The sequence below is a fragment of the Nocardia yamanashiensis NBRC 100130 genome (assembly GCF_001613325.1).
GTDB classification, from domain to species: domain Bacteria; phylum Actinomycetota; class Actinomycetes; order Mycobacteriales; family Mycobacteriaceae; genus Nocardia; species Nocardia yamanashiensis.
In genome coordinates this window covers 1-15215 of the sequence record NZ_BDCD01000051.1, presented here as the reverse complement: position 1 = coordinate 15215, position 15215 = coordinate 1, and the positions used below count along the sequence as shown (strand labels likewise).

Sequence of the window (15215 nt, the reverse complement as noted above, 5' to 3'; positions counted from 1 at the left end):
GATGCATGCCTCTTCGCTACGTCCTGGCCCTCGACGAGCATCTCGCCGCAAGCGGCCCTGCCAACCCCGGCCGCCCACCGAGCAGAACACCCCGGTCGTTCGGCGGTCCGGCAGACACAGGTCGCTGGCACTGGCCGACCCTTCGGACTCCGCTTCAATAGACGCGACCCGCCACCTTCGAACGTCTCGAATGCCGTTGGCGGTCATGGTCGGGACTGGCGGTCGTGGACGTACTTCGCCCAGTTCCCTCCCGACGCTGCCGCCCATCGGACCGCGGTGCCCGGGCGAAGTCCTAGCACGCTTGCGACGATGGCGGGCGGCATTTCGGATGTCAGTTGCCGCAGGGCCGACGCTCGCATAGGGCGGGGCTGAATCCCCAGGGCGAGAAGCCGATTGGCGAGCGGGATCGGCCCCAAGGGGCGACTGGGATGCGTTCCGGGGAAGAGCCACCGCGTGGGGAACTGCCTCGACGGGCCGTCGGATCGCGGGCAGGGCAGCTGGATGATCAGCGAGGCAAACGGTTCGGGAAGTTCCAGTTCGTCGTCGCCGAGCCTGAGCATGACGACCGCATTGTCCCTGCGGACGTGGTCGAGGGTCAGCGCGGTCACCCGCGTCAGCGGCTGTGCGTAGAGCACGACGAGCGCGGCGGCGACGCGGTCGGCCGGATGGATGGAGTCGTCATCGACGAGTCGGTGCGCGACAGCCCATCGAGACTCGGAATCGGTTGGTGTCGTGGGTATTCCGCGATATCTCTGCGGCAGATCGAGGGTCCGCGGCATATGTCTGCGCCGCCTGGCCCATATGAGGAAGGGGTGAGCACGATGCCGCTGCGCATTGGCTTCTCTGAACCAGTCGTCCACGTCTTCCTGGCGGCAGCCTGCGAGGGCCCGTCCGGATGCCGCGAGGCTGGCGAGGAAGTCCACGACCTCACGCAGGTCCTGTCGGGCGTTGCCTAGGCTGGACTTCATGTAGTGCCCGGCCTCGGCGCGGCGACGCAGTCGTGGCAGCACCTGCCACCTCAGCCAGGACCGCACGGTTCTGCTGTCCACGGGTCCGAGCCCGGCCAAGGTGTCTGGCAATTGACGGACCCAAGCGTTGATGGGCCGGAACGGGTCGTCGGGCAAAGCGCCGGAAGCGACGAGCAGGTTGCGGAGGTGTTCCACGTCGCGGCCTGCCGGGAGGTGGTCGAGCGCCGCGTGGGTGAGGTCCATCTGCCTATCTCGCAGCGCTGACAGTCGTTCAGCGACATGCGGGAACGCCAACCAGATCCGGGTCGTGTTCGGCTTGGCGGCCAGGATCGCTTCTCGCAGCGCGGCCAGGGGTCCGCCGCCATCGGGAAGCAGTTTGTCGACCTCTCGCTGCAAGGCACAGTGCTGGCAGACCCAGATGCCGTCGCATCGGGTGCGGCGCGCGGGTTCCTGGCAGTCCTCGCAGAGTTTCGGTACGAGACTTCGACATCGACGGCAGGTACCCGCGCCGCCGAGTCGCTGGTCCGGATTGCCGCAACCGGCACACGTTCCGCGTATCCGCGGTCGGGTCCGGTCGTTGCGGCACCGACCGCACATGTTCTCGCCGGGCAACCGCGACGACCTGCCGCATGTGGGGCATCTCCTCACGCAGGCGTCACAGCGCACCACTCCCGGACTGACCGTGACACAGTTCAAGCTGATGTGGGGGTTCGGTCCGGCTTGGTGTCCGCACTCGTGGCAGATCAGGGCAGGAAGACCGGTGGCGGTACCTGTGGAGACGAGAGCGACGATGAGGTTGGCCGTAGCGCCCGGAGGCCAACCCAGCTCCGATTCCTGGTCGAGCTCGCCTGTCACCCGCCGGAGATATTCGAGGTTGGGGGCGACGTCTTCGATGACGGCGATGATCTTCGGACGCTCGGCTCCGGGGTCGCGCGCCAGCACCCAGTCTCCGATGCGGTCGCGCAGCTCCGTTGTCTCGGCTCGCCGCCGCTGGCCGCGAATGCACATGTGGCACAAGGTGCGTCCGGTTGCATCGAACGCGTATGGCCTGCGAACTTTTCCGCAGGCTGGGCACGGCCGCTTTTCCTGCGACCGGCAGTTCGCGCATGTGCCGCCGTCGACACGCTTGTGTTTACGCGCGCGTTGCCCGCATCTTGTGCAGACCGGGTGTCGGGGCGCGATGTGCTGGGCGCCCGCGTCGGTCAGCAGTCCAGCGAGACGGTGCAGCGGGGCCATACCGCTGGTAGGACCGCCGGACAGGGCGTCGGGGTATTCGGCCAAATGCTTGGCGAGCATGCTCACATGGCGTTTGAGCGGGGCGGCCTCGCGAACGGCGGCGGTGATGACCTCTACGGGCAGTTCCGGCTCGACGGCGGTCACTGCAGCGACGATGCGGTCCCGTTTCCTCTGCAGGTCTGCCGCGGCGATGTGCCGCTTCTTACAGCGGCCACACCAGCGTCCGCCTCGTGGCGTGAGGCCGATGAGCTGACGAGCCTCGCTGCACACGGCGCAGGTCTCGGTCATGGTTGTCGACGAATCTCCGCCCGGCGGGGCTTGCGGTCGGCAACCACGCTGTCGGCCTTCGCTATTGCGCCGCCGGTGCCGGTCGCCTTGGGCCGCCTCGCCTCCGCCACCGGCTCGATCAGGTCGTTGGGCGTGCAGTCGAGGATGTCGCACAGCGCCACAAGGATCGGCAGGCTCAGTCGTTCCGGAGTTTGGGTCACCAACCGGTATACCTGCGCGGCCGATAGCACGACGCCGCGGTCGGCGAGCAACGGCACCAGATCGGTGGTGGCGAACATGTCCTTGCCGGCCATCAGTGTCCGAAGGTTCCAGCGGTATCCAAGTTTGCCGCTGTTACTCGCCATTGGGGTCTCCTACTTGTGCATGTGGAGCGAACGCCCGGTCCAGAGCGCGGCGCAACACCTTGTTCTTGTAGTCCGAGCCGACCGATGTGTAGATCGCTGTGGTGGCGCCCCAGGCGTGGCCGACCTGCTGCTGGACGAAGAGATGGTCGTACCCGTCCTCGAGCAAGTGGGAGATGTAGGAATGGCGCAGACAGTGCGGCCCGAGTTCGGATGGCAGGCCGATCGCGTCACGGCACGCGGCGAAGCGAGTGTTGAGGTAGTCGTTGCTGATTCGCCCGCCACGCTCGGTAGGCCACATCGTCGTGCCGGCGATGGCGTACATCGGCCTGATGTCCTCCACCCACTCGGTGACGGCTTCCACCGCCCAACCCATAGTCGAAAGCACCGAACGCCGCTTGGGCGGGCTGCCGCGCTTTGCCTTGCCGTAGCGCACCGACAGCGCCGCGTAGCGCCCGAACTCGGGTGTGGCCGAATTGCCTGACCAGTCAACGGTTTCCAGCATGGCGGTCTCCCTGCGCCGCAGCCCCCACGCGTAGATCGTTTTGAACATCGCCGAGTCCCGGTATGCCGCGAGCCAGCCCTTCCGCCTGGATCTGCGCACAACGGTGACTCGTTCGTCGCAGTAGTCGAAGAAGTCCTGGAGTTCGTCCCGGCTCATCGGGCGGTTGCCGGGCCGAGCCTCCACCTCAGCACGATGGACTGCGGTGTTCCATTCGTGGAACACCTGCACTGGATGCGTGCCGAAATGCTTCTCGCACAACATATCCCAGCCGTAGCGGATATCGGTCAAGTACTCCAGGAACAGGGCCACCTGCTCCTGGTAATGGCGAATCGTGGAATGAGCCAGGCCCCGGTCGACCAGCGATGCGGTCCACTCCTCGACATCGCCCGGCGCCCACTTCCATGGGTATTCGTTGGTGAACGCCACAAACCGCCGTACATTCTGCTGCCGTTGCTCCACGGTGCCCGGTGTCAGTAGCCGCGACGCCTGCTGTACCGCCCATCCGGCCAGCATCGCTTTCAACACCGTTTCCTCTGGCTGCAACAGCGCAACACCTGAGGCAAGCATCGACTCGGCCGCCCCGGCGACCGCGTGCAGCTGGCCACGACCTTCCGAGCCCACTCCGAGCACTCCTTACCTCAAACCAATGATGGATTCGATCATCCGATGCAATGCGGCACGTGAATGCGGACGCTACAGCATCACAAAAGTCCAGGTGAGGGAATCCATTCAAGCCAAATGCCCGTGCGGTTCCACCAGCAAAGACGTGGATACCCACGATCGCGGATACCTCATCGGATGTAATAGTCCGGAGTTGGTGGCGAACCTGCTCGAACTCCGGGACCTGGCGGCGGACCTGCCCATCATGCCGGTCCTGCAAGGCTGGCAGGTCGGGGACTATCTGCGGTGCGCGCAAATGTATCTCGACGCCGGTATCGACCTGACCAGCGAACCGATCGTGGGTGTCGGGTCGGTGTGCCGGCGCCAGTCCAGCCGCGACGCCGCGGAGATCTTCGCGACCCTGCACGACCAGCTGCCCGGGATCCGGATGCACGGGTTCGGCGTGAAGACCGAAGGTCTCGGCCGGTACGGGGACCTGCTCGCCTCCGCCGATTCGTGCTCCTGGTCCAAAGCGGCCGAACACGAACCCCCACTCCCAGGGTGCACGCACCAGCATTGCCAGAACTGCCTGCGCTACGCCCTGCGCTGGCGCGACCGCGTGCTCGCCGCGGCCGCCGAACAGGCCCGCCGGCCGCGGGGAATCCAGCTGTCCCTGGACATGTCGGCCGCGTGAACCATTACGCGGCCTGAGCGGCCCAATGCTGACGGCCCGTGGCACCGGGCGTGAGCTAGCTAGCGTGCTAGCTACCCACCTAGCTAGTGGAGCCAATGTGGTGTAACAACACCCGGGGCTGGTTGTCAGTCAGCCGGGGTGAGGTCGAGGTATTCGCGCCAGGTCCCCCACCGCTGTTCCTGCTTGTCACCCGGCCGCAACGGCAGGCCGGGCAGTTTCCGTTCGATCTGCAGCGCGGTCAACGGCGGAGAGACCGGCGCCAGACTGAACGGGCCGGGAAGGTCTTCCCACTGCGCGTGCGGGTCCAGCGTGCGGACCCGGGCCACGACACCGTCGTGCACGTATACGACCGCGCGTAACCGGTTTCGGCGGATCGCGGGAATCCTGGTCGGGCCCGCGGACAATCGCCGGTCCATCTCGAATTCCGGATCCGGTGTGCCCGCGAATTCGGCATCGAGTTCGGCCAGCCGGTTGAGACTGCGGTAGACGATCAGCGCCGATTCCGGGGGCTGCGGCGTGGCCGGTAATCCCAGCTCCGGGAACAACTCTCGCGCCCACTCATACGGTGCGAACACCGCTTTCGGGTGCGAGTCCACCGTGACGATCGTGTGCACGCCCTGATCGAGATGTTCGCGGATCGGTTTCATCGCGTTCTGCGCCCGGCGGGAGTTCATCTCCTCCGCGCGGGCCGGTTCGATCGCGCGTTCCTGCCCGATCAGCCACAGATCATGACCCATCAGCACCCCGGCCGGCTTTTTCGACCGTTCCAGGACGATGACGTGATTGTCCTCGAACGCTTCGTTGACATGCGGAGCCAACGCCCTGGTCAGCGTCGAGAACGTCACCATCGCCATATCTATAGTTTACGGTTTTCATGCACTTCGGAGGCGGTTACCGGCCGATCCGGGCTGGTCAACGCCCTGTTCCATGGGCGGGTCGGGCCAGTTCGGGCGCGTCGAAAGCAAGACAGAGAAGGCGGTGAGCTGCCGCGGCCGGGGAGCCGTCCCCGGCCCGCGTAGCTCCCGCGGGCTCACCCCGTGTGCCGCGGCCGGTACGCGACCGGCACGCATCGCACACCACCGCCGGCCACGCGCCGGGTTTCCGCGACCTGGCGGTCGCGCGTCGCCCGGCCTCAGGGTGTTGGCGTTGCCCTCCACTGGACCCAATCAGGGGCTATCACGGCACCCCGGGGAGCCCAAGCAGCCAAAAGCGGGCGGCTTGACCTCCCCGGGCCACCGTGATCGGAGGCGCCCCGGGCCCAGCGAAGGACAACACCAACACCCCCACCCTCCTTTAGGCCGTGCTCCGGTTCCTCCGCGACCTGCGGCCGCGCACCAGGGGCTCCGCCCCCGGACCCCCGCCCCTCACGCCGGGGAGGCGGAGCCTGCAAAGGCCAACCAAAAAAAAGTCAAGACAAAACCCCAGGAAAAAGACGAAAAACAAGGCCAAAAAGGCGGCGCAACATTCCCCGAACCGCCACCATACATGCACGTAAAAAGCTATTATAGAGAAGTGGTACGGGGTGCAGGGTAGGCCCCGCGACCAGGGAACTTTGAGAATTCCACAGTGTGATTTCTGATCATCCCGTTTCGTTCCTGCCCGGTCTGTCTGTAGCCGACCGGGCCGGGAGAAACGGTCATCCCGTCCGAAATTCACGAGGAAGGACGAATTTCCATGGAACCGAATATCACCAACCCCGACGCTGCCGATCCCGGGCATGTGATCGCAGCGGTCCCGACCCTGCTGCACCAGACCCCAACCGAATCGATGGTCCTGCTGCTGGGGGTGCAAGGGCTGATCCGCCGTCATTGCGTGTTTCCGCTGGAAGGGTCGCCGAACCTGCTCTACGCGCGGATGACCCGCGCGATCGGCGACGGCCCCGCCGATACCGCCTATCTGATCGGTATCACCACCGCGCTGGCGGTCCCGGCCCCGGGACAGTTCGCGCATCTACCCGCCCCGTACCGGGCATTACCCGGCGCGTTCATCCACGCACTCACCGAACGCGGCATCACCCCGGCCGGGGTGTGGGCGACCACGGCCGTACAGCCCGCTACCCCGTGGTGGAGCTTGACCGGGTTCCCGCGCACCGGCACCGTGGACGACCCCGCCACGATCATTCCCGACACCGGGCCGCAGGTGCTGACCGGGTTACACGACCCGTACCGGGACGCGCTGGAAATGTTCGCCCGCGATCTGGAACTGACCGGGCAGGTCGCGGCCGCGTTGCCCGGCGCGCAGGCCGCCGCTGAAGCCCGGCTCACGACCGCGATCCGCAATCGGGAGGAAGAAGCCCACTTCCGGGGCGAGGTGGACGCGGTCCACGCCTACCTGAGCGAACTGAGCCGACTCAGCGACAATCCCGACACCGATGCCGACCCTGCCGATTTAGCGCGGATCACGGTCATCATGCGGTGCGGGCGCGTCCGCGACGAACTGTACGCGCAGGTAGCCGCCGGACCGGGCAGCTTCCACGCCACCGACCCGCACGCGGATCTGACGCTGTGGGGGCTGTTGACCACCGGCACCGAAGGCGAGGACCAGGCCCACGCCGCCGCCCTGCTCGCACTCGGGCTCTACACCCGCGCTGGAGATCCCACCGCCGCCCGGGTCGCGGTCGAGATCGCGGTACGAGCCGACCCGCAACACCGGGTCGCGGTCGCATTACACGAAGCGATCCGGCAGCGCCTGCACCCGGCCGACGTCCGGGCCGCGTTCCTGCACGTGCACTGAAACCCCCTCTCGCACACCGGGTCGGGCCATCTGTAGTGGCCCGACCCGACGTGCACCCGCCACCGATCCTGTTGCGCCCCAACAGGATCTACCGGAAAGGAACGCACGTTGAACACTTCGGCATCCTTCACCCGACTGACCAGCCCCGCAGAGCTGATCGCGGCGCTGCCCGATGTGATGACCCGCAGCGGGGAGCGGGAATTGCTGGACCCGCAAGTCATGGTCCTGCTCACCTGCGAACAGCACGCGCAAGGCTGGTGGCTGATCACCGACGCGGTCCAGTGCGGCTATGAGTACTACGACGGCATGTACCCGCTGGCGTTCGATGAGGAATCGACCGGAACCCACGTCATCGCGGTCATCATCGATCCCGACGCCGATGGATGCGGCGACAACGGAATCCGTCATCACTGCCTGCTGCGCACCGCCGAAATCCAGTTGCACGAGGACTACGATTTCCGGCTCGCCGCCACCTACGGAACACGCGGCATCGCGACCGGTCAACCGGTGTGGTCGGAAGACAACGACGCCTACCACGGGCAAGTCCCCCGCCTGCGCGATCCGTCCAGCAAAGGCCGATACCTGGTGTCCACGGCCGTACTTGCCCGCCCGATCATCCTCACCACCGCGTGATGAGCGCTCCCCGGCCGTTGGTGCTGTCCCCGACCGTGTCCAGCACGGTCGGGCAGTTCCTCACCCGCCACCGCCGCGCCCTCACCACGCCCGGCCCGCACGGTGCCCACGACCCGGCCGCCGTAACCGTGGCACGGATCCTGCACACCGCGCAGCTGGATTGGTCGTTTCACGCCCCGACCGAGTTGGAAGGCGTGCGGAAAGTGTTGGGTCGCCGTCTGCACGCGCTGGCGTATATGGCCGCCCAGGCCCGCGCGCAGGACCCGCCGGACCTGTCGCGGCTGACGCTGTATCGGCAGGCCGGACCGAAGTTGGCGCGCGTGATCCGCGCCCTGGAAACCGAATTCGCCGACCACCTCTGACTCGGAAGGAAGCCCCGGTTATGGCCGTGTCCTGCCCGTGGTGCCGTCTCAACCACATCGATGACGATCCCGACCCCGACCAGCTGTGCCTTACCCATCTCGCCGAGTACGAGGGCACCAGCGTGAGGCAACTGGTGCGCGGCGAGGCCATCCAATACGCCGAATGGCACGACGCCACCCACTGAAGTCCCCCGACCACGACAAGAGGTTTTCATGCCCGCACGAATCCTGTTCCGTATCAACGATATTCACAAGGACCGAATGCAGGTGCGGCGCGAGTCCGCCGACACACTGATCCTGCTCATCCAGCGGCCCAGTTCACGGCAGTACGCACGCATCACCCACGCCGACGCCGTCGAGCTCGCTACCGGTCTGATCACCGCGTCCCCCACCCCCGGGGCGGTATTGGCGCGATTCCTCGACCTCGACGGCGACGGGGTCACCGCGACCTGCGAGCCCGGCGGGCTGATCCAACTCCGGCTGTCGCAGATCGAGGACTGCAGCGACTACGTCCAATTCCCCGACGACGACGCCGCCCAACTCGCCGCCGCACTCGCCGACGCCGCCGGTGTCGCCCTGGCAGTCCCGGCCCCGCAAGACATCCAGATCACCAACGCGGGCGCGCCACGCTTCTGCACCCTGGTCCGGGTCGGCGACCGGCACGGCGACGGCGACGCCGTCACGGTCGGGCGCGAAATCGCTTCCGGGGGATTCCTTTTGGCGGTCACCTACGGCGACCGCACCGGGGTCTGCGCATGGATTCAGATCAGCGACGACGACGCCGCACGAATCGCCGTCGCGCTCAACAGCCGCCCGGACCCCACCAGGGCCGATCCCGCCGCCGCCTAGAGCGGGGTTGCCCGCGATGGCCTGAGCACCGCCCACCCCGGCGAACACCGTGTTCCGACAACCGATTCCGGCCGCGCGTTCTGTAGACGCGCGGCCGACCCGAAACCCGAAAGGCCGAACGCATGACCACCACCGAAACCCCCACCCCCGATATCGGCGAAGCCGCCGACCCGGTCCCGGCTCTCGACAGTCCCGCCGAGGAGCAGCCGGGAGCGGACACCCTGGAGCCGACGCGATTGACCGCCGAGCAGATCACCGACCTGCGGGCGCGGCTGGAAGCCTCCGAAACCGGCCGCGTGTCGCTGCTGTGGAACCCGAACGATCTCGTGTTCGGCCGCAATATCCGCAAGCACGCCACCGCGACCATCAACCGGGAGTACGTCCAACGCATCCTGGACAACAAGGACGTGTTCGAGCAGGACCCGACCGTGTGGATCAACCCGGACGGCTATTTGCAGGTCAAGGACGGCCAACGGCGCACGCTCGGTTCCCGCGCCGCCGGACTGACCGCGATCCCGGTGATCCTGCGCTACCCGCCCGAAGGCGACACCGAGAAACAACAGCGCGTCTCGGAAATCGGCGGGCAGCTCACCGCGAACGAGGACCACGAGGCACTGACCGCCCCCGACAAGTTCGATGCCGTCACCGAACTGCTGGACCTGGGCGTGTCCGTGACGAAGGTCGCCCGCGTCACCCCGGGCATGAACACCCGGGATGTGAAGGCGATCAAGGCGATTCGCCGCGCGAAGACCACCGCCCCCATGGACTTGGCCGTGGACGGACAACTCACGCTCGAGCAGTCGGCCGCCCTGATCGAGTTCGAAGACGACCCGCAGGCGGTCGCCACGCTGACCGACGCCGCCCGCAAGGGCCAGTTCGACTACGTCGCCACGGCATTGCGGAACAAGCGCGAATCCGACGCCGCGTACGCCGAAGCCGCTGCGGTGGTCGAGGCCGAAGGGTTCACCGTGCTCTATCACGAGCCGAAGTGGAACGAGCGTGACACCTACGTCTCGTCCAACCGGTTGCACGGCCCGGACGGCACGGCATTCGACCCGGCCACGATCACCGAGCCCAAGCATTGGGCAGTGTGGCTGGACGACTACGAGAAGTATTTCGTCCGCGAGGACGGGCGCGAGGTTCCCGAGCACGCGATCGATTGGGACACCCAGGACAACCCGGATCAGCCGCCGCACGAAGGGCTGTACGCGGTCGCGGACATCCGCGTCGAGCAGGTGTGGCTGCGGCACCACTACTGCATCGATGTCCCGGCTACCGGGTTGACCGATCCGCGCGCCACGCCCGCCCCGTCCCCCGACAGCCCCGAAGCGCTCGCGGCCGCCGAAGCCCAGGCCCAGCAACAACGGGCCGAGCGCGCCAAGACCAAGGCCATGAACAAGGCCGCCCGCGCCGCCACCCCGAAACGCCGTCAATGGGTCACCGGCCTGGTCGCCGGGGCGAAGGTCCCCAAGGGAGCCCACGTGTTCCGCAGCAAGCTCGAAGCCTCCGAACCGTCCATCATCTGCGAGCAGGCCGCCCCGTACATCACGGCCGGACTGTTGAACATGGACCGGGACAAGCTCATCAACGGCAGCGCGTTCGACGCAGCCACCGAGAACCGGGCCGCCGTGATCGGAGTCGCCATCGCGTGCGGCGCGATCGAAGCCCGCATGCACCCCAACTTGGGCGACAAGAACAACGAGCGCCCCGACTGGTGGCGGCGCACCAGCGTCAACACCTACCGCGACGGCATCGCGATCTTCAGCCACTACCTGGCGTTCCTGAAAGCCAACGGCTACCCGCTCACCCCCATCGAGCGCTACACCCTCGGCGAGATCGATGAAGCCACCTTCTACACCGAAGAAGCCGAACTCACCGGCGACACCCTCTAACCCCATCCGAAACCCCCTTGCGGGCCGGGACCGCCGCACACGCGCCCCCGGCCCGCATTCCATCCACCACCCACCCCAGTGCCGAAGAGGACCAGGCGATGCCACGCACACCCAAGCACCTCGATCTCTACTTCCCCATGACCAAAGTCCTGGAATACACCCGCGCCGCCGTCGCCGCGACCCGCCACCGGGCCGCCGTCGACGGGGACGCCCGGCCCGCGCTGATCTGGGTGAAAGACTCCGGGATCTACCTGCTCAGTTCCGCCCTCGAGCCCGGCCGCGACTACCGCACCAGCACAGACCATTACGTGCACGCGCGAGGATGGGAAGCAGGCACCGAACACGATCCGCACGTACGCGCCACCATCGGAGGCGACGACTTCCACGAGCACATGTGGCTCGATGACCCGTGGGATCCCGTGCCCGGCATGACCTTCGGTCAAGCCGTCGAAGCCTTCGCCGAAACCACCCAATGGTTCCTGATCAGCGCCACCCGCACCCACTACAGCAGGGAATTCATACCCCACCAGCCCACCGGAAACCGCACCGACTGAAAAGCGAGGAACCACACCGAAATTCAGAGCTACCGCGGCCGGGGAGCCGTCCCCGGCCCGCGTAGCTCCCGCGGGCTCACCCCGGGTGCCGCGGCCGGTCCGCGACCGGCACGCACCCGAACACCCCCGCCGGCCACCCACCGGGTTACCGCGGCCGGCGGCCGCGCGGCTCCGCTCCCCACCGGTGCCGGCGTCGCCCTTCGCTGGACCCAACCAGGACTATCACGGCACCCCGGGGAGCCCAAGCAGCCAAAAGCGGGCCGCTTGACCTCCCCGGGCCACCGTGATCGGAGACGCCCCGGGCCCAGCGAAGGACAACACCAGCACCGCTCACCGGTTCGGTCGCTCCACCGGTTCCCCCGCGACCTGCGGCCGCGCACCAGGGGCTCCGCCCCCGGACCCCCGCCCCTCACGCCGGGGAGGCGGAGCCTGCAAAGGCCACCAAAGAAAAAGCAAGAGCAAAACCCCAGGAAAAAGACGAAAAACCAGGCCAGATAGGGCCGCGACACTTCCCGAATCCCACCCAAGATGCACGTAAAACTACTATTATAGAGATGTGGGACGGGGTGCAAGATCGGCCCCGCGTTCAGGGTTCTTTGATAACTCCACAGTGAATCTCACCCCATCTCTGTTCACCGCGCACGCGTTTCGCGTGCGCCCACGAGAGGAGATTCCGCCATGAGCAATGGCAGTGATTATTGGGTACCGATGCCGGATTCGCCGTATCGAATCCTGCGTTTGCACCCGCAAGATAATCCACCCGGCCAGGACAAGCGGGTGTGGAGCCAATGGGGAGGGCGATACCGCAGCGTTCACCACGCCGCCGGATACGCCCGAGCTTGCCGCCCGGACACCGAGCCGAAACGGATTGTGCTGGTAGAGCAGCGATGCCCGACCCCCAGGCTCGGACACGAGAACCACCGCACCGTCACGATCTGGGAAGGCACCACCGTCCCGGACAAGCTGGGCTATCCCAGCTACTGCGCAGGCCCGGACGATATCGAATTCACCGAGTAGCCCGGGTGGATCCGATGTATATCGATCCGCACACCCTGTCGAGTGCTCTTTTCGTTCACCGTTCAGCACTGCGATTCGCTTCGAAAGTGTTGGGCACCGAGCACACCGACGACGCTTTCCACTACGCCGAATGGCTCACCCGGTTAGTGGTCGAGCGTGGCCAGCTGGCCAGTTTCGATCCACAGCACGAAAAAGACATGAAGCGCTGGGCCGCGCAAGGCCACGGACCCGAATGGTTCCAGTACTTCTAACCCGAAAGGAAACCCCACATGACCGTCATGTCCCCCGACGCCGCCGCGATCCTGGCACCCGCTACCGCGATCCAGGGAATACAGGTCAGCGTCTACCGCAACGCCGACGACCCCCGCGACTACACCAATCGCGGGATCAGTGCCCGTCACACCCGGCTGACCGTGGTCGGACTGGTAGAGGCCGGATTCAACAACCACTACGCCGAAATCCCGGCGTGGCGGCAAACCCCGTACACCGACGACGCGCCGCCGGTGGTGGTCGTCATCTCCAATCAGGAGCACACCGGCCAGCTGTACGCGTGGATCGAGCCCGCGATCATCCGCGCCGACGGCAGCGTGTTCCGCGACTTGGCCCACTTCGCCCACGGCGGCAACTACGCCGGATGCCCCGACCGTCGTTTCCGCGACGTCCTGGGCGCGCACCTGGGCTACCCGGCCCCGTCCCTGATCAGCATTTGCGACTACCGCTAACCCCCTGCCGGAACCGGGTGCGGTCTGGACGTTCTGTAGCCGCCCAGACCGCGCCCTCTCCGGTCCCTCTGCACGGAAAGGGATCACCGATGTTCGAAGACGCCGAGATCATCCACAGCGGAACCCGCGCCCAAGCGATCGCCGAGCAGCTGTTGCGCGATGTATCGGAGTTGGCCCGCGAACGCGGGTTCGCCGCCCCGGTCGCCATCACCGCGAACGCATGGAGACAAGCCGTGGCGTGGCCGCAAGAGGGCAAGTACGGCCAGAGCGAGAACGCCCGCATTTCGGACGTGCTGACGGCGGCACTGCACGCGTTCGCCTACGCCCTGGTCATGTGCCCCGAGGAGGGCGACTTGGGCACCGACCGTCTGCCATTCACCGTCCACCGAGAGGCCCCCGACAGCGCCGATCCGACCCCGAGCCCGGTAGCCCTGCTGCTGCACCTCGGATTCGGCGACGAGGGCGAACCGGTGTTCACGATCATGACCCCCCACGACAACTAGCCCCACCGGTCGGGGAACCGGGAACCCGGTTCCCCGACCGAATCACCCAGTCCGAGAGGAGCTTTCACAATGATGCTGCGCGTAGAAGACAACACCCACGCAACCCCGATCGCGGTTATACCACCCGCCCGGTTCGCCGCCGAAATGGGGGAACTGCGCCACTACGAACTCCAGGCCGAGTGGGACGCGATCACGGCCGTTCAAGCCAAACTGAACGCCGGAGAACACCTCACCCGCGCCGATACCCACCCTTTGGGCATCAGCGTCCGCTACCTCAGCGACGCCGAGGGAATCGCCGAACGCGCCCGCGAATGGTTCCGCACCCGCGCCGAAATCGAAACCGGCCACAGCCACGACCCGGGCGACCCGTGGGACGGCCGAGAAACGTTCATCGAGATCCTGCACACCGGCAACGCCGTCGTAGTCGGAATGAACGAGGTATGGGCGTTGCTGCCCGCCCCATCGCACTGGGCATATCTGGCCGCCAACGCCCTCGACTACGCCGGACAGTTCCTGCCCGATACGGCGCTCATTCGCCAGATCACCACTATCGGGGAGCCGATTCCCGGGCGAGATCTGCACGCCCACGCACTCACCTGGTGACACCAGGCCCCTCACACGAAGAAGGGGAACCGGGCCGTCTGTAGCGGCCCGGTGCCCCGATCTCACCCTACAACCCCGGCACCCGCCGAGGAGGCACCGTCATGTCTACACACACCCTGGAAAAGGTCGCGCCCGCCGTGACCGCCGCGCAGATGTTCGCCGATCTCACCGCCGAATGCGCGCCGATCTTCGAGCAGATGCAATGGGCCGAAGAGGAGATCGCGGCGGCGCAGCGCCGCCACCCTGCCGCAGCGGATCTGTTGTGGCATTCGTTCATCCTGTGCAAGCACGACCATCCGAAGATGTTGCGCGAGATTCTGTTTCGCGCGCACTGCCGCGAAATCCTCGACCGTGTCGTGGCCGGGCGCGATACCCGCGATGGCACCGCCGCCGAAGTCATCCTGGTCACCTACGCCGCATCGCTGGTCGCGCCGATGAATACCACCGGTACCGGGTTGTATCTGCGGATGTGGCGCAAGGCCGGACTGCCGCCGTTGGATCCCGAAGGCCATATCGCCGACCAGGAGCACTACGAAGCGCTCAAAGGCAGCCGCATCGATGATCTGGAAGCCGAGTTGCGGCGCAAGCTCCGCCGCCCCGACCGTGTCCATGACGCGGATCTGACCTGCTGCGGCAAGCACAACGGCGAGCCCGTGACATGCGCGTACGCCGGACCCCGGCCCGCGCCCTCCCGCCGCGAGCTCCCCGCCCCACG

18 protein-coding genes are annotated in these 15215 nt (G+C 66.7%); 14 read left to right on the top strand and 4 right to left on the bottom strand.

Translation table 11 applies throughout. The features are described from left to right. Positions 1-203: 203 nt before the first annotated feature. The 3 genes from NY1_RS43470 to NY1_RS39470 form a co-directional block, all read right to left on the bottom strand. Positions 204-2348 carry an FYVE zinc finger domain-containing protein gene (locus NY1_RS43470; RefSeq protein ID WP_157762790.1) on the bottom strand — a complete coding sequence of 715 codons (2145 nt, stop codon included), beginning with the start codon at positions 2346-2348 and terminating at the stop codon, positions 204-206. A 140-nt stretch (positions 2349-2488) separates the two neighbouring features. Beyond that, entirely contained in the window at positions 2489-2836 is a 348-nt protein-coding gene (locus tag NY1_RS39475; protein WP_067722815.1) for a helix-turn-helix domain-containing protein, read from the bottom strand. After that, positions 2826-3959, bottom strand: coding sequence for a tyrosine-type recombinase/integrase (locus NY1_RS39470; RefSeq protein ID WP_233434686.1), 1134 nt, complete (start codon positions 3957-3959; stop codon positions 2826-2828). The genes NY1_RS39475 and NY1_RS39470 overlap by 11 nt, the downstream gene beginning before the upstream one ends. Positions 3960-4053: 94 nt before the next feature. Between NY1_RS39470 and NY1_RS39465 the strand changes: the two genes are divergently transcribed. Next, a complete protein-coding gene (locus tag NY1_RS39465) occupies positions 4054-4632 on the top strand; it encodes a deazapurine DNA modification protein DpdA family protein (RefSeq protein ID WP_157762789.1) in 579 nt (192 codons plus the stop codon). Positions 4633-4757: 125 nt separating this feature from the next. Here the strand turns inward: NY1_RS39465 and NY1_RS39460 are convergent, their stop codons facing one another. Beyond that, positions 4758-5486 carry a hypothetical protein gene (locus NY1_RS39460; RefSeq protein WP_067722811.1) on the bottom strand — a complete coding sequence of 243 codons (729 nt, stop codon included), beginning with the start codon at positions 5484-5486 and terminating at the stop codon, positions 4758-4760. An 820-nt stretch (positions 5487-6306) separates the two neighbouring features. Between NY1_RS39460 and NY1_RS39455 the strand changes: the two genes are divergently transcribed. The 13 genes from NY1_RS39455 to NY1_RS39405 form a co-directional block, all read left to right on the top strand. After that, entirely contained in the window at positions 6307-7365 is a 1059-nt protein-coding gene (locus NY1_RS39455) for a DUF4192 domain-containing protein (RefSeq protein ID WP_067722809.1), read from the top strand. Between the two features lie 108 nt (positions 7366-7473). Then, on the top strand, positions 7474-7998 hold the full coding sequence (locus NY1_RS39450; RefSeq protein ID WP_067722806.1) for a hypothetical protein: 525 nt from the start codon (positions 7474-7476) through the stop codon (positions 7996-7998). Next, positions 7998-8360 (top strand): hypothetical protein, encoded by a 363-nt coding sequence (locus tag NY1_RS39445; protein ID WP_067722804.1) that lies wholly within the window; start codon positions 7998-8000, stop codon positions 8358-8360. Before NY1_RS39450 ends, NY1_RS39445 begins: the two co-directional genes overlap by 1 nt. Positions 8361-8380: 20 nt before the next feature. Continuing rightward, on the top strand, positions 8381-8545 hold the full coding sequence (locus NY1_RS43465; RefSeq protein ID WP_157762788.1) for a hypothetical protein: 165 nt from the start codon (positions 8381-8383) through the stop codon (positions 8543-8545). 28 nt (positions 8546-8573) lie between these two features. After that, positions 8574-9209 carry a hypothetical protein gene (locus NY1_RS39440; RefSeq protein WP_067722802.1) on the top strand — a complete coding sequence of 212 codons (636 nt, stop codon included), beginning with the start codon at positions 8574-8576 and terminating at the stop codon, positions 9207-9209. Positions 9210-9331: 122 nt separating this feature from the next. Next, positions 9332-11101: a ParB/Srx family N-terminal domain-containing protein gene (locus NY1_RS39435; RefSeq protein WP_067722800.1), complete on the top strand. Its 1770-nt coding sequence runs from the start codon at positions 9332-9334 to the stop codon at positions 11099-11101. A 98-nt stretch (positions 11102-11199) separates the two neighbouring features. Continuing rightward, positions 11200-11655 carry a hypothetical protein gene (locus tag NY1_RS39430; protein WP_157762787.1) on the top strand — a complete coding sequence of 152 codons (456 nt, stop codon included), beginning with the start codon at positions 11200-11202 and terminating at the stop codon, positions 11653-11655. A 678-nt stretch (positions 11656-12333) separates the two neighbouring features. Then, positions 12334-12672 carry a hypothetical protein gene (locus NY1_RS43460; protein WP_157762786.1) on the top strand — a complete coding sequence of 113 codons (339 nt, stop codon included), beginning with the start codon at positions 12334-12336 and terminating at the stop codon, positions 12670-12672. An 86-nt stretch (positions 12673-12758) separates the two neighbouring features. Continuing rightward, positions 12759-12923 (top strand): hypothetical protein, encoded by a 165-nt coding sequence (locus tag NY1_RS39425; protein ID WP_157762785.1) that lies wholly within the window; start codon positions 12759-12761, stop codon positions 12921-12923. An 18-nt stretch (positions 12924-12941) separates the two neighbouring features. Next, positions 12942-13394 carry a DUF8317 domain-containing protein gene (locus NY1_RS39420; protein ID WP_067722794.1) on the top strand — a complete coding sequence of 151 codons (453 nt, stop codon included), beginning with the start codon at positions 12942-12944 and terminating at the stop codon, positions 13392-13394. An 89-nt stretch (positions 13395-13483) separates the two neighbouring features. After that, a complete protein-coding gene (locus NY1_RS39415; RefSeq protein WP_067722792.1) occupies positions 13484-13897 on the top strand; it encodes a DUF6573 family protein in 414 nt (137 codons plus the stop codon). A gap of 69 nt (positions 13898-13966) precedes the next feature. After that, the gene (locus NY1_RS39410; protein ID WP_067722790.1) at positions 13967-14500 is read left to right on the top strand and encodes a hypothetical protein; all 534 of its coding nucleotides are present in this window, start codon (positions 13967-13969) and stop codon (positions 14498-14500) included. A 101-nt stretch (positions 14501-14601) separates the two neighbouring features. Beyond that, positions 14602-15215, top strand: a 614-nt coding sequence (locus NY1_RS39405; RefSeq protein WP_067722788.1) for a hypothetical protein, incomplete at its 3' end; no start/stop codon positions are given.